This window comes from Nocardia sp. NPDC019323, from assembly GCF_044389845.1.
Taxonomy (GTDB): Bacteria; Actinomycetota; Actinomycetes; order Mycobacteriales; family Mycobacteriaceae; genus Nocardia; species Nocardia implantans.
The window spans coordinates 730,219-752,953 of the sequence record NZ_JBIRYN010000001.1; the positions used below are offsets into that span (position 1 = coordinate 730,219).

16 protein-coding genes and 4 tRNA genes are annotated in these 22,735 nt (G+C 69.4%); 6 read left to right on the forward strand and 14 right to left on the reverse strand.

What is annotated here, in order from left to right:
• Positions 1-73 precede the first annotated feature (73 nt).
• The 9 genes from pgsA to ACH49X_RS03425 form a co-directional block, all read right to left on the reverse strand.
• Complete coding sequence (gene pgsA / locus ACH49X_RS03385; protein WP_195082262.1) at positions 74-769, reverse strand: phosphatidylinositol phosphate synthase; 696 nt, start codon at positions 767-769, stop codon at positions 74-76.
• Between the two features lie 23 nt (positions 770-792).
• Positions 793-1,392 (reverse strand): HIT domain-containing protein, encoded by a 600-nt coding sequence (locus ACH49X_RS03390; protein WP_067809841.1) that lies wholly within the window; start codon positions 1,390-1,392, stop codon positions 793-795.
• Complete coding sequence (thrS, locus tag ACH49X_RS03395) at positions 1,389-3,452, reverse strand: threonine--tRNA ligase (protein ID WP_195082261.1); 2,064 nt, start codon at positions 3,450-3,452, stop codon at positions 1,389-1,391. The genes ACH49X_RS03390 and thrS overlap by 4 nt, the downstream gene beginning before the upstream one ends.
• Before the next feature lie 187 nt (positions 3,453-3,639).
• A complete protein-coding gene (locus ACH49X_RS03400) occupies positions 3,640-4,254 on the reverse strand; it encodes a (2Fe-2S)-binding protein (RefSeq protein ID WP_323124421.1) in 615 nt (204 codons plus the stop codon).
• Positions 4,255-4,256: 2 nt separating this feature from the next.
• The gene (locus ACH49X_RS03405; protein WP_195082259.1) at positions 4,257-4,682 is read right to left on the reverse strand and encodes a TIGR02611 family protein; all 426 of its coding nucleotides are present in this window, start codon (positions 4,680-4,682) and stop codon (positions 4,257-4,259) included.
• 108 nt (positions 4,683-4,790) lie between these two features.
• Positions 4,791-7,040, reverse strand: coding sequence for a bifunctional SulP family inorganic anion transporter/carbonic anhydrase (locus tag ACH49X_RS03410; protein ID WP_195082258.1), 2,250 nt, complete (start codon positions 7,038-7,040; stop codon positions 4,791-4,793).
• Positions 7,041-7,283: 243 nt separating this feature from the next.
• Positions 7,284-9,515, reverse strand: a complete 2,232-nt coding sequence (locus ACH49X_RS03415) for a SulP family inorganic anion transporter (RefSeq protein ID WP_195082257.1) — start codon at positions 9,513-9,515, stop codon at positions 7,284-7,286.
• A gap of 268 nt (positions 9,516-9,783) precedes the next feature.
• Positions 9,784-10,941 (reverse strand): 3-oxoacyl-[acyl-carrier-protein] synthase III C-terminal domain-containing protein, encoded by a 1,158-nt coding sequence (locus ACH49X_RS03420; RefSeq protein WP_357107926.1) that lies wholly within the window; start codon positions 10,939-10,941, stop codon positions 9,784-9,786.
• Positions 10,942-11,157: 216 nt separating this feature from the next.
• Positions 11,158-11,229, reverse strand: a tRNA-Val gene (locus ACH49X_RS03425).
• Between the two features lie 375 nt (positions 11,230-11,604).
• Between ACH49X_RS03425 and ACH49X_RS03430 the strand changes: the two genes are divergently transcribed.
• The 4 genes from ACH49X_RS03430 (at position 11,605) to ACH49X_RS03445 (ending at position 13,329) form a co-directional block, all read left to right on the forward strand.
• Positions 11,605-11,677, forward strand: a tRNA-Gly gene (locus ACH49X_RS03430).
• Between the two features lie 43 nt (positions 11,678-11,720).
• Positions 11,721-11,791 (forward strand) — tRNA-Cys (locus tag ACH49X_RS03435).
• A gap of 1 nt (position 11,792) precedes the next feature.
• A tRNA-Val gene (locus tag ACH49X_RS03440) sits at positions 11,793-11,867 on the forward strand.
• 232 nt (positions 11,868-12,099) lie between these two features.
• Complete coding sequence (locus ACH49X_RS03445; protein WP_323124422.1) at positions 12,100-13,329, forward strand: sigma factor-like helix-turn-helix DNA-binding protein; 1,230 nt, start codon at positions 12,100-12,102, stop codon at positions 13,327-13,329.
• Here ACH49X_RS03445 and ACH49X_RS03450 read toward each other — a convergent pair.
• Complete coding sequence (locus ACH49X_RS03450; RefSeq protein WP_323124423.1) at positions 13,295-14,239, reverse strand: hypothetical protein; 945 nt, start codon at positions 14,237-14,239, stop codon at positions 13,295-13,297. The genes ACH49X_RS03445 and ACH49X_RS03450 overlap by 35 nt on opposite strands.
• 531 nt (positions 14,240-14,770) lie before the next feature.
• Between ACH49X_RS03450 and ACH49X_RS03455 the strand changes: the two genes are divergently transcribed.
• Positions 14,771-15,799 carry a hypothetical protein gene (locus tag ACH49X_RS03455; protein WP_195082255.1) on the forward strand — a complete coding sequence of 343 codons (1,029 nt, stop codon included), beginning with the start codon at positions 14,771-14,773 and terminating at the stop codon, positions 15,797-15,799.
• On the opposite strand, the gene ACH49X_RS03460 is transcribed toward ACH49X_RS03455, so the two are convergent.
• From ACH49X_RS03460 to ACH49X_RS03470, 3 genes are all read right to left on the reverse strand, one after another.
• Positions 15,766-16,728 carry a LysR family transcriptional regulator gene (locus ACH49X_RS03460; protein ID WP_323124445.1) on the reverse strand — a complete coding sequence of 321 codons (963 nt, stop codon included), beginning with the start codon at positions 16,726-16,728 and terminating at the stop codon, positions 15,766-15,768. The genes ACH49X_RS03455 and ACH49X_RS03460 overlap by 34 nt on opposite strands.
• A 541-nt stretch (positions 16,729-17,269) precedes the next feature.
• Positions 17,270-18,829: an NAD(P)/FAD-dependent oxidoreductase gene (locus tag ACH49X_RS03465; protein WP_195082253.1), complete on the reverse strand. Its 1,560-nt coding sequence runs from the start codon at positions 18,827-18,829 to the stop codon at positions 17,270-17,272.
• A gap of 58 nt (positions 18,830-18,887) precedes the next feature.
• Positions 18,888-20,120, reverse strand: a complete 1,233-nt coding sequence (locus tag ACH49X_RS03470; protein WP_195082252.1) for a cytochrome P450 — start codon at positions 20,118-20,120, stop codon at positions 18,888-18,890.
• A 166-nt stretch (positions 20,121-20,286) separates the two neighbouring features.
• Here ACH49X_RS03470 and ACH49X_RS03475 point away from each other — a divergent pair, with 166 nt between their 5' ends.
• A complete protein-coding gene (locus ACH49X_RS03475) occupies positions 20,287-21,516 on the forward strand; it encodes an MFS transporter (RefSeq protein ID WP_357107946.1) in 1,230 nt (409 codons plus the stop codon).
• Positions 21,517-21,562: 46 nt separating this feature from the next.
• On the opposite strand, the gene ACH49X_RS03480 is transcribed toward ACH49X_RS03475, so the two are convergent.
• A complete protein-coding gene (locus ACH49X_RS03480; protein WP_357107949.1) occupies positions 21,563-22,648 on the reverse strand; it encodes a hypothetical protein in 1,086 nt (361 codons plus the stop codon).
• Positions 22,649-22,735 lie beyond the last annotated feature (87 nt).

Genomic DNA, 22,735 nt, shown 5'->3' on the forward strand with positions numbered 1-22,735 from the left:
GCTGGTCCGCACGTGATCGTCGCGAATACCCGGGCGCCACCGTCGATCGGTTCGCGCCCGGCACCGAGTGCGGTCACGACGGAAGTCCCGAAGTGCCTGCGCTGCCCGCGCCGGGTCGCTGCACCTGCGCGGCCGGGATCACGGTGCGCGCCCCGGGCGAGTTGCGCACGGCCAGCACACGCTGCACCACGGTGACGATGCTCAGCACGGCGAGAATCCACATGGCCACATGCACGGCGTAGGTGAGCCACTCGATGCCCCAGTAGCCGCCGATCCCGGTGAGTCCGGCGCCAACCAGCACGATGATCAGCCGGTCCGGCCGCTCGATGATGCCGCCGTCCGCGGACAGGCCGCTGGCCTCGGCACGCGCCTTGGCATAGGAGATCACCTGCGAGGTCACCAGGACGACGAGCGTCGCGGCGAACAACGGCCTGTGCTGCTCGTGGTACACCGCCCACCAGGCCAGCCCGCCGAAGATGGCGCCGTCGGCCAGCCGGTCACAGGTGGCGTCCAGCACCGCGCCGTATTTCGTGCCACCGCCACGCGCCCGCGCCATCGCCCCGTCGAGCATGTCGAACATGACGAACAACCAGATCACCATGGTTCCCCAGAACAGGTGTCCGGTCGGGAAGAGGGTGACGGCGGCGAGGATGGAGGCGGTGGTGCCGATCAGCGTCATGCTGTCCGGTGTCAATCCGGTGGCGACGAGCGCGCGGCCCAGCGGAGCCGTCGCCTTGGCGAACGTCTCGCGGCCGAAGAAACTCAGCACGGCCGATCCGCTCGGTCGCTCATCTACGCCTCCTTCCAGGCCGCCGACAGCAGCGCCCTGGTCTCCCGCAGCAGTTGCGGCATCACCTTCGCCCCGCCGATGACCGTGATGAAGTTCGCGTCGCCGCCCCAGCGCGGGACGATGTGCTGGTGCAGGTGGTCGGCCAGCGATCCGCCTGCCACCCCGCCGAGATTCAGCCCCACGTTGAAGCCGTGCGGTCGGGACACCTTCTTCATCACCCGGATCGCCTGCTGGGTGAACGCCATCAGCTCGGCGCTCTCCGCCTCGGTGAGGTCCTCCAGGTTCGCCACCTTGCGGTACGGCACCACCATCATGTGTCCCGGGTTGTACGGGTACAGGTTCAGCACCGCGTACACCAGCTCACCCCTGGCGACGACCAATCCGTCCTCGTCCGACATCTTCGGGATGTCGGTGAAGGGATGGCCGGTCGAATCCTTGGGACCCGTGGCCGCCTCGGCGATGTAGGACATGCGATACGGCGTCCACAAGCGCAGCAGCCGATCCGGTTCCCCGGCGCCGGTGTCCACGATGCTGCCCGGATCGGCCGAGGCCGCGGTCCCGTCCAGATCCGCCAGCCCCTCCGGCACCGTCCGCTCGGTCATGCCCCACCCTTGTTCGCTGCTCGGATCTCGAAACCGTCGGCCGTCGGCGAGGCGTTCTCCCGATGGGCGATCCACTCGACGACGGTGGCCACCGCGTCGTCGACGGGCACGCCGTTGACCTGGGTGCCGTCGCGGAAGCGGAAGCTCACGGCGTTCGCGTTCACGTCGCGCTCACCGGCCAGCAGCATGAACGGCACCTTCTGGGCGGTGTTGTTGAAGATCTTCTTCTGCATCCGGTCGTCGCTGCGGTCCACCTGCGCACGGACGCCCTCGTCGCGCAACCGCTCGATCACCCCGTCCAGATGCGGCGCGAAAGCCTCCGCGACCGGAATGCCGACGACCTGCACCGGCGACAGCCAGGCCGGGAACGCGCCCGCGTAGTGCTCGGTGAGCACACCGAAGAAGCGCTCGATCGAGCCGAACAGCGCGCGGTGGATCATGACCGGCCGCTGCTTGGTGCCGTCGGAGGCGGTGTACTCCAGGTCGAAGCGCTCGGGCAGGTTGAAGTCCAGTTGGATGGTCGACATCTGCCAGGTGCGGCCGAGCGCGTCCTTGGCTTGCACGGAGATCTTCGGGCCGTAGAAGGCGGCGCCGCCCGGATCCGGCACCAGCTCCAGGCCGGAGGCCGAGGCGACCTTGGACAAGGTCTCGGTGGCCTCCTCCCAGATCTCGTCGGAACCGACGAACTTCTTCGGGTCCTTGGTGGACAGCTCGAGGTAGAAGTCGTCGAGGCCGTAGTCCTTCAGCAGGTCGAGCACGAACCGCAGCGTGTCGGTCAGTTCGCCGTGCATCTGCTCTTTGGTGCAGTAGATGTGCGCGTCGTCCTGGGTCATGCCGCGCACTCGGGTCAGGCCGTGCACCACGCCGGACTTCTCGTACCGGTAGACCGAGCCGAACTCGAACAGTCGCAGCGGAAGCTCCCGGTACGACCGGCCGCGGGCGCGGAAGATCAGGTTGTGCATCGGGCAGTTCATCGGCTTGACGTAGTAGTCCTGGCCGGGCTTGCGGACGGTGCCGTCCTCGTTGAACTCCGCGTCCAGGTGCATCGCCGGGAACATGCCGTCGCGATACCAGTCCAGGTGGCCGGAGACTTCGAACAAATGGCCCTTGGTGATGTGCGGGGTGTTGACGAACTCGTAGCCGGCCGCGACATGCCTGCGACGCGAGTACTCCTCCAGCTCCTTGCGGATGATGCCGCCCTTGGGGTGGAACACCGGAAGACCGGAACCGAGCTCGTCGGGGAAGCTGAACAGGTCCAGCTCCAGGCCGAGCTTGCGGTGGTCACGCCGCTCCGCTTCCGCGAGCAGGTGCAGGTGCTCGTCGAGCGCCTCCTGCGACTCCCACGCGGTGCCGTAGATGCGCTGCAAGTCCTCGCGGCTCTGATCGCCGCGCCAGTAGGCGGCCGAGCTGCGGGTCAGTTTGAAGGCCGGGATGAATTTGGTGGTCGGGATGTGCGGGCCGCGGCACAGATCGCCCCAGATCTTCTCGCCGGTGCGCGGATCCAGGTTGTCGTAGATGGTCAGCTCTTTGCCGCCGACCTCCATGACCTCCGGGTCATCGATGCCGGACTTGTCGCTGATCAGCTCCAGTTTGAACGGCTCACCGGCCAGCTCGACCCTGGCCTCGTCCACCTCGACCACCCGGCGGGAGAACCGCTGCGCACCCTTGACGATCTTCTTCATCCGGGATTCCAGCTTGGCCAAGTCCTCCGGGGTGAACGGGCGCTCGACGCGGAAGTCGTAGTAGAACCCGTCCTTGATGTAGGGGCCGATGCCCAGCTTGGCCTCGGGGAATTCCTGCTGCACCGCCTGGGCGAGCACATGCGCGGCGGAGTGCCGGATGACGTTGCGGCCGTCGGGGGTGTTCGCCGCGACCGGCTCCACTTCGACGTCCTTGTCCGGAGTCCAGGACAGGTCTTTGAGCTCGCCGTCGGCCCGGACGACGACCACGGTGTCGGGCCCCTTGGTGGGCAACCCCGCCTCGCGCACCGCGGCGCCCGCCGTCGTCCCGGCCGGCACCCGGACGAGGGCGACTGGGCTGATGGCGGCTGAGGTGGTCACGGCTGCGCTCTCCTTGGCGTTTCGTGTGCGGGCGGAGGCCCGCTGGATGGTGGCCGACCGCATGTTCGTCCGGCGCGACCATGCTACTGTCCCGCCGCTTCGGCCCGTCCCTCCGGGTTTTGCGCCGTAGCGGCCGGGTGGCGATCGGGTTCCCGGTGGGCGCGCCGCGGTGCCGCGCGGCGGGCGGTCAGCCTTCGGCGGCCAGGTCCGCCAGCAGTGCGATGCGTTCGGCGGCCGGGCGTTTCGGGCAGCTGGTGCACATGTCGCAGCCCGGGACCTCGAACACCAGGCAGCAGGAGATGCGCCGCACGAAGGTGCGTCCGCCGATCTCCACGAAACGCGGAACCGGAAGTTTGCCGCCGATCGCGGCGGCCAGCCGCGCGCCCGCCTCCGGCGACCCGGCGTCCAGGGCGCGGTTGCCGATCGCGTCGGCCACGATCGCCCACAACGCGGGGACCCCCGCGCTCGAGACCCGGGCCACCGGTGGGATGACGGTCGCCAGCGTCTCGTGCAGCGCCGCCGCGCTTCCGGCGGCCCGGCCGCCGTCCGCCGGGATGCGCACCCGTTCGATGCCGCCGTCGGGGCGCACTTCGCACTCCAGCCGCTCCAGCGTGGCTTCGGGGGCCTCCTCGTCGTGCGCGTACGCCCGCGCGATCTGCTCCACCAGCGCGGACGCGACCATGCACCACCACAGCGTGCCCGCGATGCGCAGCGACGTGGTCCCCCAGGAATGGCCCATCTCCGCGATGCGCGCGGCCAGCCATTCCGGTCGGGTGAGCATGCGCCCGGGAACGGTGGTCACCGTTACAGGGGGCTGCGCAGCCATTCCCATTCGACTCCGATCCAACTACCCACAAGCCCGAAGGTTCCCAACACCCACAGCGTCGCCACCACCAGCGCGGCGGTGGCGACCGCCCCGGCCACCTGCACGACGCGGCCCTGCCGCGAGTACCAGTCCATCAATTGCCGGTACCGGTCCCGCAGCCAGGTCAAAACTCTGCGCGCCCAAGCGAATTCCGTGGCGAGGATACCCAATCCGGCGAACACGATCGCCCAGCCGGGACCGGGATAGGGGATCGCGAGCACGCCTGCCGCGAGCACGGCCACACCGACCACCGCGACCACGATGCGGTAGCCGAAGTACAGCGTAGGTCGGCGCTCGAGCCCGGCGCGGAAGGCGCGCCAGCGGGTCGGCCGATCGGTCGAACTCGTCTCCGGGTCTGCGGTCACGCCCCCAGGGTACGAGTGTTCGGCCTATCGGAGCCGCTCCCACGTGCCCGGATACGATGATCCCGCCCCGGGCGGGCTGCCCGGGGCGGGATCATCCATCCCCGTCGGTCAGACGAGTTCGCGAGCGGGCCGCTGGCCCGCGTCATCGATGTGCGCGATGCCGTTCTCGGTCACCTCGACCACGCGGGCGCTGGCGATGTCGAAGAACAGGCCCGACACCTTGACGCCGCGTTCGGCGACCGCCTTGCGCACCGCCGGGTGCCGGTGCAGCAGCTCGAGCTGCACCGCCACGTTCACCATGCTCAGCTGATCGACCTCGCCGAAACCGGCCTCCCGCGCCGCACCGGCCACCGGATGCCCGGCGCGGAAGCGCTCCAGGCTGGGTCGGGCATGGGAGAGCCAGGCGTCCACGCCGGGAACCTTCGCGCCGGTGTGCAACGCCGTCATCGCACCGCAGGACGAATGCCCGCAGACCACGATCGAGCGGACGTTCAGCTGTTCGAGCGCGAACACCAGCGCGGCCTCCACCGAGGCGTCACCGTCGGCGGGTGCGAGATTGCCCACGTTGCGCACGGTGAACAGGTCCCCCGGGCCGCTGTTGGTGATGATGTTCGGCACGATCCGCGAGTCCGAGCAGGTCAGGAAGAACGAATCCGGGTCCTGCTTGTCGCGCAGCTCGTCCAGGTGCGGCCGGACGACGTGCGCGTGGCTGCGGTGGTAGGCCGCGACGCCCGCCGCCACCGGGTTCTCGTGCCGCTCGTCATGCCGCCAAGGGCCGAGGATCTCGTCCCAGACCGAGCGCGCGAAGCTACGCGCGGGCGGCTTGGCCGCGGCGTGGGCCATCCTGGCGCCGCCGATCTCCACGAAATCGACGCAGCCGCCGTTGTTCACCTGCTGGCGGGCGAATTCCTCGATGGCCTCGAAAGCGGCGTGATCGAGGAAGTCGACGGTCATCTCCACCGTGACATCGGCTCCCGGCGGGATCTTCGCCAACTGCGCCGACAGCTTCGGCAACGCGAGGAAGGTGGCCGAACCGTCGATGGTGACCAACCAGCGCTGGGTGCCGGGGAGCTGGTCGGCCTTGATCGCCACGCGGACCACCCGCCACAGCAGCAGGCCGAACGCGAGGCCCAGACCGATCAGCACGCCCTCGAGCAGGTTCGCGAACACCACGCCGAGCACCGTCACCGCGTAGATCAGGAGGTCGCCGGTCCGCCGAGCCAGTTTGATGTGGGCCAGCTTCACCAGCTGGATGCCGATGACGATGAGCAGACCGGCCAGCGCGGCCTTCGGGATCTGCTCCACCACCGAGACCAGCGCCACCGAGAACACCAGCACCCAGACGCCGTGCAGGATCGCGGAGGCGCGGCTGTGCGCGCCCGCCTGCACGTTGGTGGCGCTGCGGACGATCACGCCGGTGACCGGCAGGCCGCCGAGCAGGCCCGACAGCACGTTCGCCGAGCCCTGGCCGATCAGCTCCCGGTCGAAGTCGGTGCGCTTGCGCGAGTGCATCTTGTCCACGGCCACCGCCGACAGCAGGCTCTCCACGCTGGCGATCAGCGCGATGGTGAGGATGGCCAGCGCCAGACCCGACCAGTCGCCGCGCGGCAGAGCGGGCAGGCCGATGGCGTCGAACAGCGATCCGTTGAGCACGATGCGCTCGGCGTTCAGCGGCAACACCAGCGACAACACGGTGCCCACCAGCACCGCGACCAACGGGCCCGGCACGACCCTGATGCGCGCGGGCAGGTACTTCCAGCCGAGCATGATCGCGATCACGACCGCGCCGATCAGCGTGCCGCCGCCCTCCAGCGACAGCAGCTGTCCCGGCAGTTCGATGATGTTGCGCCAGGCCGAGCTGTGCGAGGAACCGCCGAGCAGCACATGGATCTGCTGCAGGGCGATGGTGATGCCGATACCGGCGAGCATGGCGTGCACCACCACGGGCGCGACGGCGAGCGCCGCCCTGGCCACGCGGCTGAGGCCGAGCAGGATTTGCAGCACGCCGGCCGCGAAGACGATGAAACACGTGGTACGCCAACCGAATTGGTTGATCGTCTCGGCGACCACGACGGTGAGGCCCGCGGCGGGGCCGCTGACCTGCAGGACCGAGCCGCCGAGCGATCCGACGACGATGCCGCCGATCACGGCGGCGATGAGCCCGGCGGCGACAGGGGCTCCGGAAGCGATCGCGATGCCGAGCGAAAGCGGCAGAGCGACAAGGAAAACCACGATCGAAGAGGGCACGTCGTGGCGGAGGATATCGGTGAAGCGGTCGGACAACTGTCCGGAACTGCGGCCCGATCCCGCCGGTGCGGGCATGGACGGTGGCGGGGCTAAATCTTGATCGATAGCCATGACTCTCCTTCGCCGACTCGGCTGTCTCGCCGAGGTCGGTTGACGATCAACATGTCCAGCAGGGCACAAGACCGCGAACCGGCATCTCGCGGTGAAGCAGTCCCGACGCAGCGATGAGTCGAGATGTAAACGAGTGCAAGTGTATTGGTAAAGACTTAGCAAAGCCTGAGAAGTTCGCGGATTGTGTGTCATTCCCCACTGCCCTGCTGTCGCCGATCATCGTGATCCACCCCACAAGCCCGTTCAGACGGGCTCCGGCGCGATCCGGCGGCGGGGTTCGTCGCCGAACTCCGCGATGCCGTCCACCATGATCTCGATCACCCGCGCCGTGGCGAGGTCGAAGAACAGACCCGACACCGCCACGCCCCGCTGCTCGATAGCCCGGCGCACGACCGGGTGCGCGTGCAACGTCTCCAGCTGCACCGCGACGTTCACCATGCCCAGTTGGTCCACCGGCCCGAATCCCGCCTCGGCCGCCGCGGCGGCCACCGGATGTCCGAGCCGGTAGCGCTCCAGGCTCGGCCGCGCGTGCTCCAGCCAGTCGCCGAGCCCGGCCCCTGCCATGACCTCGCGGTGCAGCGCCTCCATCGCACCGCAGCCGGAGTGACCGCACACCACGACCGCGCGCACGTCCAGCCGCTCGAGCGCGTAGCTCAGCGCCGCCTCCACCGAGACGTCCCCACCGCGCGTCGGCACCAGGTTGCCCACATTGCGCACGGTGAACAGGTCGCCGGGGCCGCTGTTGGTGATGACGTTCGGCACGATCCTGGCGTCCGCGCAGGTGAGGAAGAACGAGTCGGCGGCGTGCCGATGCCGCAACCTGTCCAGATGCGGGCGCAGCAGGTGGGCGTGGCCGCGGTGGTAGGCGGCGATGCCTGCCGCGATGCGGTTGTCCCGGTCGCCCGTGGGCCGCCACGGGCCGATGACCTGCTCGACGACCTGCCTGAAGTGCCCGCGTTCGGGCGGTCCGGCCAATGTGGTGCTCATCCGTTCGCCACCGAGTTCGGCGAATTCGACCGTGCCGCCGCCGGTTTCGCGCTCGCGAGCCCACTCGGTGAGGAACTCGTGCGTGGCGTGGTCCAGGAAGTCGACGGCCATCTCGACGGTCACATCGGCGTCGGCCGGCACCTTCGCCAGCTCCGCGGTGAGCTTCGGCAAGGCCAGGAAGGTGCAGGTGCCGTCGATGGCGACCACCCAGCGACGCGAACCGGGAACCGGCGCCGCGACGATCATCACGCGCACCACCCGCCACAGCAGCAGCGCGAATGCCAGCACCAGACCGATCAGCATGCCCTGCAGCAGATTCAGGAACACCACGCCCAGCACCGTCGCCAGGTAGACGTACACCTCACCGGCCCGCCGGGCCAGCCGGATGTGCGCCAGCTTGATCAGCTGCACACCGACGAAGATGAGCAATCCGGCCAGCGCGGCGGTCGGGATCTGGCGCACGAGTCCGGCGAGGGCCACCGCGAACAGCAGGATCCACACCCCGTGCAGCACGGTCGCCGCCCGGCTGCGCGCGCCCGCGTTCGCGTTGGTGATGCTGCGCACGATGACGGCCGCGATCGGCAGGCCGCCGAGCAAGCCGGACACGACGTTGGCCGACCCCTGCCCGATCAGCTCCCGGTCGAAATCGGTGCGGTGCCCCGGCCGCATCTTGTCCACCGCGACGGCCGACAGCAGGCTCTCGATGCTGGCGATGAGGGCGATCGTGACCATGGTCGTGGCGATGGCCGTCAGGCCGCCGGAGGGGATGGCGGGCAGGCCCAAGGAGTCCGGCAACGAGCCGTCCAGCACGAGGCGTTCGACGTGCGTGGGCAGCACGAACGCCAGCAGGGTGGCGGTGACCACCGCGACGAGCGGTCCGGGGATCACGCGTATCCGCCCCGGCACGAAGCGCCACGCGATCAAGATGACGATGACGACCAGGCCGGCACACAGGTCGCCTGCGCGCACCGACAGCAGCTGCCTCGGCAGCTCGGCCAGCGCGGCGAACGACGAACTCAGCGAGTTGCCGCCGAGCAGCACGTGTACCTGTTGCAGCGCGATCACCACGCCGATGCCCGCCAGCATCCCGTGCACGACCACCGGTGCGATGGCAAGCGCGGCCCGCGCGACGCGACTGAGCCCGAAGAGGATCTGCAGCACGCCCGCGCCGACGGTGATGAAGCACGTTGCGGCCCAGCCGAATTGGTGCACGCTCGCGGCGACGACCACGGTGAGGCTCGCGGTGGGCCCGCTGACCTGGATCGAGGAACCGCCGAGCAGCCCGGCCACCACACCGCCCACGGCGGCGGCGATCAGGCCGGCGGCCACCGGAGCGCCGGAGGCCACCGCCACACCGAGCGAGAGAGGAAGCGCGACGAGGAAGACCACGATCGAAGCGGGCAGATCGGCACGTCCGATACTGGTCAGACGACCGGCAATGCCTGCGTGCGGCGACGTCCGTGGTGCGGAATCGGTGTCGGTGGACATATTTTCTCCTTCGCCGGGTGGACCCGGTTCATCGGTCAAACATGTTCTTGGCATCGAAAGCGAGCAGCGGGCGAAGCTCGGGCCTTCATTCGGTCGAGTGAAGCGCGACCCGTGAAGCGGTGGTCGAGATGGTTGGTGGAAACGATAGTAAAGAGTTCACAAAGCGTGTGAAAAGGTTTCCGATCCGGCTGACCGCAACCGCTACCATAATGTGACTCAGGTCACAGCGCAACACGGTATGCCGCCAACCGGCCGGAAGGCAGCCCGATCATCGCCGCACGACGTCGAAGAGCAACCCCTCGATAGTGACGCCCGGCGCGAACGAGAACGCCACACCCGTCGAGATCGGCTTGTTCACGGCGGTCTCACCGGCGATGCGTTCCAGCACGAAGATCAGCGAGACGCTCGACATGTTTCCGTACCGGCCGAGAACCTTCCAGCTCGCCGAGGCGGCTTCCGGCGGAAGGCCCAGCGATCGCGCGGATTCGAGCAAGATCTTCGGGCCACCCGGATGGATCGCCCACACATCGATGTCCTGCTGCCGTAATCGGTTGCGGCGCAGCACGTCAGCGACCACAGGAGCGACGCCGTTGTAGATGTATCGAGGGACGTTCTCGGACAGCTCGCACGTGATGCCGTCGTGATTGACGCCGACCGCGATGCCGTCTTCGGTGGCCTCGAACAGGTGGGTGAAGGTGTCCCGCAGGACGATCATCCCGGGTTCGGCCCGTTCCGTGCCGCGTTTCGCTCCGATGACGACCGCGCCGCAACCGTCTCCGAACAAACTGTGGGTCACCGCGTCGCCGATGTCCCGGACGGGGACGGCATGCACCGAGTTGAGCTCGATGCACAGGACCATCGCCTTCTTGCCGGGGTTGGCCCGGACGAAATCGGAGGCGGCGCGGATTCCGTTCATCGCCGCAGCGCAGCCCATGAAGTTGACGACCAGGCGCGCGACCGACCGAGGCAGTCCGAGATTGTCCACGACCGCGACATCGACGCCGGGCGCGATGACGCCGGTGCTCGTCGCGAACACCAGGAGCCCGAGGTCGGCCGGATCGGTTCCGTCGAGCGCGCGCCGCGCCACGTCGACGGCCAGTGGAACGGCGTGGCGGTAGAACAAGCGCATGCGATCCTGGATCGTCGCCGGTTCGCCGTTCGGGGCATGGATCCGAGGGTCCAGCGGGTCGACCGCGAAGCGCCTGCTGCCGATCATGGTCTTGCGAAAGATCCGCCTGACCTGGGCCTGCCGCGCCGGATCGGTGAATTGCCCGGCCATCCACTCCGCCGCGACGGCCTGGTCGAGAACCAGACCGGGCGTACCGGTGGCAATTGCTTCGATGACGGGTACGGCCGGCGGAATCGCGTACTCGCGCGCGTGCGCAGCCCCGTGAATGCGAGGTGCCTGGTCGAGAACGATGGACATAGCCGTTTTTCCTCACTCGAGCGATGGAGAATGGGTCCTCCAATCGTCGAAGAGCTAACACTCGGCAACCAGACACCCCAGGGGTAGGGATCCCCCACCCCACAACTCCGCGACAGGATTCCGTGGCACACGCGGCCGAAGACGGCCCGACTCGAGCCGGAACGACCGGAAAGACAAAAAATCCCCCCGACCAGGTAATTCGTCGAGGGGATGAAGTGGTCCCAGCTGGGATCGAACCAGCGACCTTCCGCGTGTGAGGCGGACGCTCTCCCGCTGAGCTATGAGACCTGACGGGCTTCCGAAGGCTCGCGAGGCGCCCTCCGGACGAGACGAAACATTAGCACGCGGCACCGGCGGTTCACCAAATCGCCCTCCGGACAGGGGTCGTTCAGCGCGGAACCACCGGCCGGGGCAGCCATTCCGCACGGTCGCGCTGTGGCGGTATGTCCGGTCGTTCCCGGTCGCCGACTGGACGCGCTTCGGGGATCGCGGGGACGACCGACGTCTCTGCTCCCCCACCCACCACAGAGGCCACGGGTGTCACAGTCGGCCACCTTCCGGATTTCTGCCGTTCTACCAGCGGATTTGTACCTTTCACCGAGCGTCGGCTAATGTTCTGTCTCGCACCACGGAGGCCGGAAACGAGCCCCGGGGAGGCAGAATGCGGATGTAGCGCAGCTGGTAGCGCATCACCTTGCCAAGGTGAGGGTCGCGGGTTCGAATCCCGTCATCCGCTCGAGAGGTAGGGCCAGGCAACTTTACGCCGTCCCCCTTTGCGCGGTGGAGTGGCCGAGTGGTGAGGCAACGGCCTGCAAAGCCGTGCACACGGGTTCGATTCCCGTCTCCACCTCGCGCGATTAGCTCAGCGGGAGAGCGCTTCCCTGACACGGAAGAGGTCACTGGTTCAATCCCAGTATCGCGCACCACCGTCTCACAACTCGGGCCCGGTTCTCACCGGGCCTTTGTTGTATTCCGGGACGGGGAGCGGGCGTCCCCTTCCCCGACCTTCCTGCAGCTGACCGATCGGCGTGCCTGCCGCGCCGCATCGGCGATTTGCCCGAGCTGACCATCGTTGCCGTGGCAAGGACTGCGGCGGGTGTCGGTAGGTGCGGATACGCTGTGGCGCACAGTGCCGGAGCCGAGTCAGGGGGTTGTCGCGTGACGATCAGTGCGGAGGTCGCGCGAGGTGCGGCGCCGGATGACGACGATCCCGAGTCGCTCGACCTGCGCGAGGACATCTCGTTCGAACTCGAAGAGGTCAACGAGGTGCTCGGCGAGTTGATCGCGCTGCGCGCCGACCGGAAGGCCAAGGACGGCGACCTGCTGACGGCTCGGCTGGGGGTCGGCGGCGAGAAGCCCGAGACGCTGGCCCGCATCGGCGCTCGCTACGACCTCTCCCGCGACCGGGTGCGCCAACTGCACACCAAAGCGGTCGGGCAGATGATCCGGATGGCGCAGCTGTCCGGGCATCGCGCCGCCGCCGTGCTGTCCGCGCGCTATCCGCTCGACGCCATGGACCGGCAGCTGACGCGGGCGCTGCTGGTGGAGACGTACGCGACCGACACCGATATCGCCGCGACCGAGCTGTCCTACCTCAAGCTGCGGCTGGCCGGGCACGCGGCCGAGGACGCCAAGCGGATCGCCGGTTTCGTCACCCAGCGCATCGCGGCGTGGCAGAAGAAGACCAACCGGCGCCTGGCGAAACTGCACGACGCCGAGCCGCGCGCGACGAGTCAGCTGAATCCCTGGCTGGGCCAGGTCGACTGGCCACGCGCCGGCGCGGCGGCGTCGATCCCGGCCGCCTCAGCGCGCACCGTGGACAGCGACGACGACGGACGCGGACGCTTCTACCTGGACAAAGTCGGTCGCGACGTACCGTTCGACTCCGGTTTGGAAGCCAGGCTGCTGTGGATTCTCAACGCCAGCGACCTGGTCGAGACCTTCCTGGAACAACCCGCGGCGGTCGTCTACGAGCTCGACGGCGCGCAGCGGGTGCACTACCCGAGCATCGTCGCGCGGCTCACCGACGGCCGCACGGTGCTGATCGACGTCGCGCCACTGGGCCATGTCGGCTTTCACGTCAACGTCGTGAAGTCCGCCGCCGCTCGGGCGCACGCGCACGCCAACGGCTGGGGCTGGCTGGTCTGGACGGGCAGCCGCATCGGCATCCCCGATCTCCTCGCACGCCCTGTCGACACCGCCGCCGAACGGATGCTGCGCGACCTCGTCGAGCGCGGCCCCGTGCAGTGGGCCGCGCTCGGCGAGGTACGCGCGAAGACCGGCCTGGAACTGCTGGACTTCCTCGCGCTGGTGCTGCGTCACCGATGGCGGTGGGACCGAGCGCCGTTCCGGCTCAGCGCACCACCATCGCCGCCGCCAGGAACGTGACGATCAGCAGCATCGCGCAGATGGTGATCAGCTGCCAGCGGCCGATGGTCACCTCCAGCTTCGCGATGGTGTTGCGCAGGGCCTTGTCGAGCCGGTCGTGATCGGCGATGGTGCGCTGAGCGGAGGCCAGGGCGTCGGCCCGTTCCTGCGCGGCCTGCTCCGCGCGCTCCAACCGCGTGGTGAGCTTCAGCAGGTGTTTCTGCTTGTCCCGCAGCGCCTTCCGGGTCACCGCCAGCGACGTGCGCTGGTTGACCAGCTCCTGGCGTTGCCGGGCGATGACCGTGGCCTGCGTCTTCGTGTGGTACTCCCAGTCGGTCACCGTGGCCCAGCCTCCCGTCTTCTCATCCCGATAGCCCCAGACGTACTCACCGCGTACCCAGCCCGCGATGAACTCGCGCAATTCGACCGGCTCGCGCCGCGGCGCCGCCATCGCGTGCTCGGTGTCCAGCACGCCGGTGACCGCGCGGTAGTCACAGGCGGCGGGCGCGAAGTCCGCGATGCCCAGAGCATGCAGGTACGGCACCCAGTAGCCGGGCGGGCACAGCCACAACACATCCGTACAGCCCTCGGCGCGTAACCGCTCGGTGTGCTCCTGGGCGAGTCCACGCTCCAGCGGTCCGCTGCGCACCTCGATCGCGTAGACACGGTCGCCTTTGCGCCAGACCACATCCACCGGCAAAGTCCCGATACGCCCATCCACTTCGGCTTCGTCGGCTCCGTAGGCGAGCAGCCTGCCGCACAACCAGTACTTGAGCCGCCGCATATCCCACTGGGCGGCGGAACATTCCGGACACCCACAGGCGTAACCGCGCTTCGATCCACGGACCCGGCCCGGAGCCTCTCCGATACCCAACTCGGCGAGCATCGCTCGGCGCCCGCAGGCGATCTCCGCCCGCTGCTTCGTTCTCACGCGACCACTCCCCTGCACAAACCACCGCAGGCCCGGCGACCTACGCCATAGATCAAGAGTGCGTCAGACTCGGCTACCTCGCCAGCCCCGTTCACCCCGCGCTCGGGTGTGCCACCCAGGTGGCCGGTCCGCGGAATCGGCGTTGTTCTCTGCGGCACAAGGACTTTCATCATGCCACGGATTGATGACCGGCACTGCGGGAACGATGGATTGACAGTTGCCGCCATCCCGCGACGCGCCCGGTGTCCCGGCCGCGCGGCAACCGGCGCGCGCTTCGCGGCGCCGGAGCGTGGACTCGCGGGGGAGGCGATTCCGGCGGATAATGACCGATCAGATGCGCCGGCCCGGTTCCGGACAAACCGGGTCGCCGCGTAATCCGCCCGCAGGGGGCCGATTCCGGGGGCCTAGGCTGCTTCGATCAGGTCATGGGTCGGCGCACCACCGAATCTTCGCGAGCCGCGGATGTCCAACTGGCGGATAGAATCGTCCGGCCGAGTGCGAGCTGGGCCGATACGGGGAAGTGGGTACTGGATGGAGCACGGTCAGCAGACCGGCGAGTCGATCGGCGCGATGTTGGCGAGTATCGCGTCGGCTCTCCGAGAGGTCAGTGAGAAGCTCGACGCGGTGGCGGCCCGGATCGATGGTGCGCAGCCCGTGGCGAGCGAACCGAGCGTCGAGGGGCGGTTGGCCAAGCTCGAGGCGTGGGCTTTCCGTGCCGGACAAGACATCTCGGGCCTCGATGCCAGGGTGGAGCGCCTGGAATCCGAGGACGACCCGGCGCGGGAGGATCGGCGAACGGCCGCCCAACGCCCGCTACCCCGGGCAGCCGCGGGCCGATCGAACGCGCGCCGGGCGGAGCCCGAGGGCGAATCGGCGGCGCAGAAGAGCGATTCCGGTGAACCGGCCGGTGGCAGGAACGGCGCGCGCCTCCAGGGCACACCGCGCGAGCCGGTGCACGCGGCCGCTGAACCGGGTTCGGCCGCGCAGACGAGCTTCACCCCGCCGCGCGAGCCAACGCTCGATCCGAGCGCCACGGCCGCGCAGAGCCTGACCGCGCCCCGCGACCCGGCATCGAGCTTCACCGCCCCGCCCGCGCGTGAGCCGGCTTTCACCGCTCCGGTCCAGCGGGAGCCCACATCGTCGTTCACCGCGCCGACCCCGCGCGACCCGGGCACGGAACGGCAGGAGGGGTTCACCGCCCCGCGCGAACCCGCCACCCCGTACGCCTCCGGTGAGAACGCCGCATACGAGAGCATCGTCGCCTCCGCATCCGCCCACACCGGCTCGGAGAACGGGACGGCTCCCGACGCGGGCGCCGGACCGGCCGGAGCGCATCGCGCCGGGGACGACGACCGCACCCCGGTCGAGAACACGCACGTGGACAAGCTGCAAGCCATGCTGGACGAACTCAAGCGCACGGCGGCGGCTCCGCTGAGCCGCTCCGACGTCTTCGGGCCCACACCGGGTGAATCGACCACGAACGGATATCAGTCCGAGCGCACCGAGGCGCAGCGCAGGCCCGCCGACTACCGGCTGTCCAGCCCGCCCCCGCTGTCCTGAAGCACCTTGGCCGGTCGCCGCTTCGGCGGACCCGCCGCCGCGAACGCACGCAGCAGGGTCTGCTGGACGAGATCGCGCAGCCAGCGATGGCCCCCGTCGGCGGTGTTGCGTGGATGCCACGCCATCCCGATGGCGACCTCGGGCAACGGCAGGGGTATCTCGAACGCGCGCAAGCCGATCGCGGGTAGCGTGGCGGCGCTCAGCAGGGCGGGCGCGGGGCACACCAGATCGCTGCCGCGCACCGCGAACAGCGCGCTGGTCAGCGTCGGCACGGTGGCCACCACCCGCCGGGTGCGGCCGTGCAGGGCGAGGCGGTCGTCGATCGGTCCGTGCGAACGTCCGGCGCGCGAGATGCTCAGGTGCGGCGCGGCGGCGTACGCGGCGACGGTGACGCGATCGGTGACCAGCGGATGGTCGGCGGCGGCGACTCCGATCACGCGATCGGTGAGCACTCGGCGCACGGTGGTCTCCGGATCGGTGTGATCGATCGGGCCGACCTCGAGGTCGACGCGTCCATCCCGCAGTGCGCCGGTGCCCTCGACGTTGTCGGGCAGGAAGCGCAGCGTCACGCCCGGCGCTCGGGCGCGCACCGCGGACAGCAGGGGCCCGGCCAGCTCGGTGAGCACCATGTCGTCCGCCTGCACCGCGAACGTCCGGCGCAGCGCCGCCGGGTCGAGATCCGCGCGCGGCGTCAGCAGCGCGCGTCCCTGCTCGACCAGCGTGCTGACCTCGTAACGCAATTCCAGCGCGCGGGGCGTCGGCACCAGATTGCGACCGGCGCGGACGAGCAGTGGGTCGCCGAGCACGTCGCGGAGTTTCGCGAGCGTCCGGCTCATCGCGGGCGGCGAGGTGTGTAGGCGCTCCGCGGCCAGGGTGACGCTGTTGGTGTCCAGCAGTGCGTCGAGGGCCACGAGGAGATTCATGTCCAGCGCTTCCACCCTTGGATTATCGCCAACGCAAACCGCGGCTCCCCGCATTGCGCACGCGATAACCGGGGCGAGTCCGCGCCGAATGTGCGCCGCCGGGTGATCATCGACGGAACGGCCCCTGATCGAGGAGGTCCCCCGCCGCGGGTGGGTCACCGTCGCGAGCACCCGACCCGCTGGTGAGCAGGGGAAACGGCCTTGGACACGTCGGCTGCGGAGCCGCCGGACGGTCGTTGTCGAGACATCAGGCATCGCCGGGGACAGGACGGCCGACGGACGGCCCGGCACGATTTGCCGAACGTCATCCGCCGATTCGGCAGTCGATGCAAGTGTGCGCAGACAGTCGCCGAGCCGCGCCCGGCCGGGCCGCGCAAGCCGATCTCGCGGTGGCCCGCCGTGGGTTGCCGCTCCATGACGCGGATCTGACGCCGGTATCGGAGAGATCGCCACCCGGCGGGTCCTCGGCGCGCGAGACTCCAGCAGCCCGTTCCGAACCAGCCCATCCGGAAGCGGCCGGGCCGCCATCGGAACGGCCCGGAAGTCCTCAGTGGCTGACCCGGCCGCTGTCACCCTCGTACGGAAGCAGCTCCGCTTCGATCGGCTCCGGCGGGGTTGCCACCGGCCTTTGCCCTGATTTGCGACGACCGGCCAATCCCCGGTAGGACTCCGGTCTGATCCGGCGGAACACCTGGGCCGCGCGCGTGTGCAGCGGCAGCCGCCACTTCAGGTCGGCGAGCATCTCATCGATGTTCTGGATGGAGAACGGGACGACCGACGTGCCGTGCGCATGGTGGCCGTGCGTGCGTTCCTCCATCCAGCGCAGGCGGGCGTCGATCTCCTCCCGCATTTCGTCGGTGGGCGGCAGAACGAGCCCGCCGGTGAGCAGTGCAACGGTCCAATGCGCGGCGACCTCGGCGTTCAGTGTGCTGATCGCCGAGGAGTTGTAGCCGGCGAAGGTCAGATTGGGGACCTCCAACGGCAGGATGTTGCGGTGCAGGCGGAAGTTGCCGCGCTCGTCGGTCAGCCTGCGCTGGATGTACGGCGTGAGGAAGGGCACCCGCTGCTGGAAACCGGTCGCGCAGATCACGACGTCGGCCTGCAGCACCTGTCCGGTGGACAGCCGGACCCCGGGCGCCGACTTCTGGCCGCCGCCCAGCTCGGAGATCGTGGTGTCCCGGTGCACCGTGATGCGCCCGTTGGCGACCTGCTCGTAGAAGCCTTCGCTGACCAGGCTGACGGTGCTCTCGGCGATCTGCTCGAACCGCCCGCCGGGCACCAGGCCGAGTTCGCGCAGGTTCGAGTGCTTGGTGACCAGTTCCTGGATCAGATCGAAGTTGCTGATCCGCACCGACTCGCCGGGGCCGTCCAGGAACCGGTCCATCCAGCGCGCCCGCGGATGGTGGAAGTGGGCCTCGCCGAAGCGGGTCAGCATCAGCCGCTCGTAGTCGATCACCCGCGCCAGCTTGCGCGGCATCTTCCACAACAGCCGCCGGGCCACCACGGAGGTGGACGCCGCGACCTCGCTCACCGCGGTGGCGATGTCACAGGCGGACTTGCCGTAGCCGACCACGACGACCGACTTGCCGCGCACCGACTCCAGATCGGTGAACTCCGAGGAATGGCACAACTGCCCGCCCGCGGCGCGGAACCAGTCGGCGCCGTGGTACTCCGGCATCGCCGGGTCGCTGAAGACACCGTTGGCGATCACCAGGTGGTCATAGGAGGCCCGATGGATTCCGCTCTCATCGCGAATTTCCAGCAACCAGCCGCTGTCCACTGGGTCGGCGGCGACCACCTCGGTGCGCAACCGCAGGTGCTCGGTCAGCCCGAAGTGTTCGGCGTAGGCGGCCAGATAGGCCTGCATGTGCTGTCCGTCGAGGACCCGCGGGTAGTCGGCGGGCATCGGGAAGTCGGAGAAGTGATACGTGTCCTTGGAGTTCTGCGTCTGCAGTCCCGGGTATCGCCGGGTCGCGCTCCACACACCACCGACATCGGGTGCACGGTCGAATACCTCGACCGGAAAACCCGCCTGTTTCAGCACTTTCGCGCAGGCGAGACCTGCGATACCCGCACCGACGATCCCGACGCGGCTTCCGCTTGTCATGCGCAGGAGATTACGTCGCCAGCGGCGCACAGCAAAGTCGGTCGACCGAATCCGCTCTTCAGCGCACCGCGGGCGTACCCACCGCAACGACGGGGAGCTCGAGCAGCCCGCGGATCAGGATGCTCTCTCGCCAGCGCAGGTCCGCGTCGTCGAACGCGGGGCGCAGCAGCGGATAGCGCCCGACCAGCCGGGTCAGCGCGATCCTGGCCTCCAGCCTGGCCAGGGCCGCCCCCAGGCAGTAGTGGATGCCGTGGCCGAAGGCCAAATGGCCGTTCGCGCCGCGGTCCGGGTCGAACGCCGCGGGCGCGGCGAAGTGCCGTTCGTCACGGTTGGCCGACGCCACCGAGACCAGCACCAGCTCCCCTGCCGGAATGACGTCGCCGCCCAGGTGGACCGGCGCGGTGGTGTAGCGCAGCGTCGCCACGTTGACCGGGCCGTTGTGGCGCAGCGTCTCCTCCACCAGCGGTGTGACGCCGGCCGGGTCCTCGCGCAGGGCCTGGTAGCGGTCCGGATCGGCCAGCAGTGCCAGCACGGCGTTGCCGATCAGGTTCACCGTGGTCTCGTGGCCCGCGACCAGGATCAGGAAGGCCATGGAGATCAGCTCGTCATGGCTGAGCCGGTCTCCGTCCTCGGTGGCGGGCAGCAGCTGGGAGATCAGATCCTCGCCCGGTGTCTCCGCGCGCCGCCGCGCGATCAGTTCGTCGAAGTAGGCGACGATGGCGTCGGTCGCGGCGCGCATGCCCTCCGGGGTGGACAGGGGGGAGTCGACCACGGCCGCCGACCACTCCCGGAAGCGGGCGCGGTCCTCGACCGGCACGCCGAGCAGTTCGCAGATCACCGTGATCGGCAGCGGGAACGCGTACTCCGCGAGCAGGTCGACCGGACCCGCACCCGCCGCACGGTCGATCGCGTCGAGCAGATCGTCCGCGATCGCCACGATCCGGGGGGCGATGGCCTCCATCCGGGCGGGCGCGAACGCCGGGGTGACGAGTTTGCGCAGCCGCGCGTGCCGCGGCGGGTCCGAGTTCAGCAGATGGTGGCTCAGGCGCTGGTTGACCGCGGTGAGGCCGCTGTCGCCCGCCGCTGAGCGCCGGGCATCGACGCCCAGGGGAGCGTGCGGATCCTTGCGGACATCGGGATGGCGAAGCACCTCCTTGGCGGCGTCGTAGTCGACGACCAGCCAGGCGCGAACACCGGTGCGCAACCGGATCCGATGCACCGGCCCCTCGGCCCGCAACTGCTGGTAGAAGGCATACGGCGTGCGAAAGAAATCCGCGGGCAGCTCTCTCATCCGTTCGATTCCCCCTTGGTTCGCGAGTGTCGTTGCGGCCCTTCGATGGTGACACCGATCACGGATGGCGGCCAGCCGCGCGACCGAACCCGTTCGCGCGATAGGCGTTCGCCCCGCCGTCGCGGCCCGGCACGCATCGTCGTCCGCTTCGGGCTACCCTGCACCGATGAGTTCGATCGCGCCGGTCCTGCGGCGTGCCCGGATCGCCAACTCGTTCGCGTTCGGCGCACAGGGTTTCTTCCTCGCCGTCGTGCTGACCGAATTGCCTCAGCAGAAGCAGCGTTTCGGGCTCTCGGACGGGATGATCGCGGTCTCGGTGGTGCTGATCTCGTTGCTGGCCGGTGGCGGCAGCGTCCTGGCGGAACGGCTGGCGCTGCGCTGGTCCAGCCGCGCGGCGGTGCGGATCGGGCTGCTGCTCGTGGCCGTCACCGGCTCGGCGGCGGCGTTCGCGCCGGACACGCCGCTGCTGGTGGCCGCGCTCGGCTGCTATGGGATCGCGGTCGGCATCGTGGACGCGAGCACCAACATGCAGGCGGTCTTCATCCAGCACGGGTACGGGACGTTCATCCTGTCGTCGTTCTATGCCGTGTGGAGCGCCGGAACGATAGCCGGGGCACTGTTCGTCTCCGGGTGTGAGGCGCTGGAGGTGACGCTGCGCGAATCGCTGCTCGCGGCCGCGGCGATCGTGTTGCTGCTCGGCTGGGCGCTCGGACGTGGGCTGCTCGGCGTGCGGGACGCGGAGACCGGTCCCGCCGAGACCACCGCGCCCGGCTCCATCGTCGCGCTGCGCGCGTATCTCGGGATCGGGATCGCGATGGCGTTCGTCTTCGCCGTCGACCTCGCGGTGGGCAACTGGTCGGCCCTGTACCTCACCGACGACCTGCTCGCCGGTTCGGCGACCGCGGCGCTCGCCTACGCCGCCTACCAGGGGGCGTCGCTGGCCGCTCGGATGGCCGGTGATTCGCTGGTGCGCCGTTTCGGTCCGCGTGGTGTGGTGCGGGCGGCGGCGGGCACGGGCGTCCTCGGCCTGGCGCTGGTGGTGGTCGCGCCGAGTCCGGCGGTCGCGATCGCCGGCTTCCTGGTCGCGGGCGCGGGCCTGCCCGTGATCGCGCCGCTGTGTTTCAGCGCGGCCGGACAACTCGCGACCGGACGGGAACTGGACGCGCTCATCGCCCGTCTCAACCTGTTCAACTACGCGGGGACGCTGCTCGGCGGCGGTGTGGTCGGCGTGGTCGCGGCGAGCGCCGGGCACCGTGTGGGCTTCGTGGTCCCGCTGCTCTTCGCCGGAGCCCTGATCGCGCTCTCCCACGTCTTCCGCTCCCATCGGGTCGCGAGCGCGCCCGCCTCACTCCGTCCACAGAAGCAGCCGACGGAGTTCGGCCCCGCCGACGGGTAGGTCACGCCCGGCATCGCCCGTTGCGGTCGGTGTCCCGGCACGGCGATCAGCGGAGAGGTCCGTCCAGCGGATGGGCCAGGAAGAACTCCCACATGATCCGGTCGGCGCTGATGGAGGTTGTGGTGGCGCCGACCAGAGGCGCGGGCGATACCACGGACGGATTGCCGGGCCAGGTGTGCCCACCGTCGATGATCGAGTAGAACTCGACGGCGCCCGTGGCCGGGCACGGGTAGCTCGACAGCGTCACGTCGGCAGCGATCTGCCGCTGCACCGGCTCGCCAGCGCAACCGTTGCGGCGCGCCCAGGCCGCCGCCTGCGCCGGGATGCTCTCCGGGCCCGGCCCCTGGATCACCGGTCGGCCGGTACCTGCGTCCGGCTGCACCACCGAACCCGAGCCGTCCGGGGACGGCAGGAACCGAGCGTTCGGCCCCGCGCCGCCGGTGTAGGCGATGATCGGGTCCGCGGTGCCGTGGAAGGCGATCACGGGCACGGGACGTTCGGTGCGGCACCACGGGAAATCCTGCAGGCCGGCCACCGGGGCTATCGCCGCGATCCGGTCCGACAGCTGACATGCCAGCGAGGACGTGGTGAAGGCGCCCATCGACAGGCCGGTGACGTAGATCCGGCGCCGGTCGACGCACAGCGAAGACTCGACGTGCGAGATCAGGTCGGACAGATAGGCGATGTCGGCGCTGCCCTCGCCGAAATCCCACCGGGGCAAGCCCGGTTGCTCGAGCTGCGGGGTGATCGTCACGAAGCGCTCGGCGGCGCCGAGCGAACTGATCCCGCTGCCGGCCCGCTCGAGTTCCGCCGGCTCGAGGTAACCGTGCAGATCGAACACCACGGGTATCGGCCTCCCCGTCTCGGTGACGGGGAGGTCTTGGATGTACGTGCCCGCTCTGTCTCCGGCGGCGAATCGCAGGGTCGATCGCCCCGGTCCGGCGGCGGGCGCCGCGCAGCCGGCGGAGGCGACGGGGTCGGACGATGCCGCCTGTTCGTCCGCCCCTGCCGTGCCCGCGCTAGACGCGAGCGTGGAGGCTGTCGCGACAGCAGCCGCGATGGCGCGCACGCCGATCCTCCGCCGAGACGCACCGGGAGCGCGCCCCGCCCGTGCGACGAAGTAGATAACCATGTTCCGAAGCATGAGAAGCATATTTACATCCGATTGAAGACCGTGTCGGCCTTTCGGATCGATCCGCTGGTGACGCCTGCGCGAGTT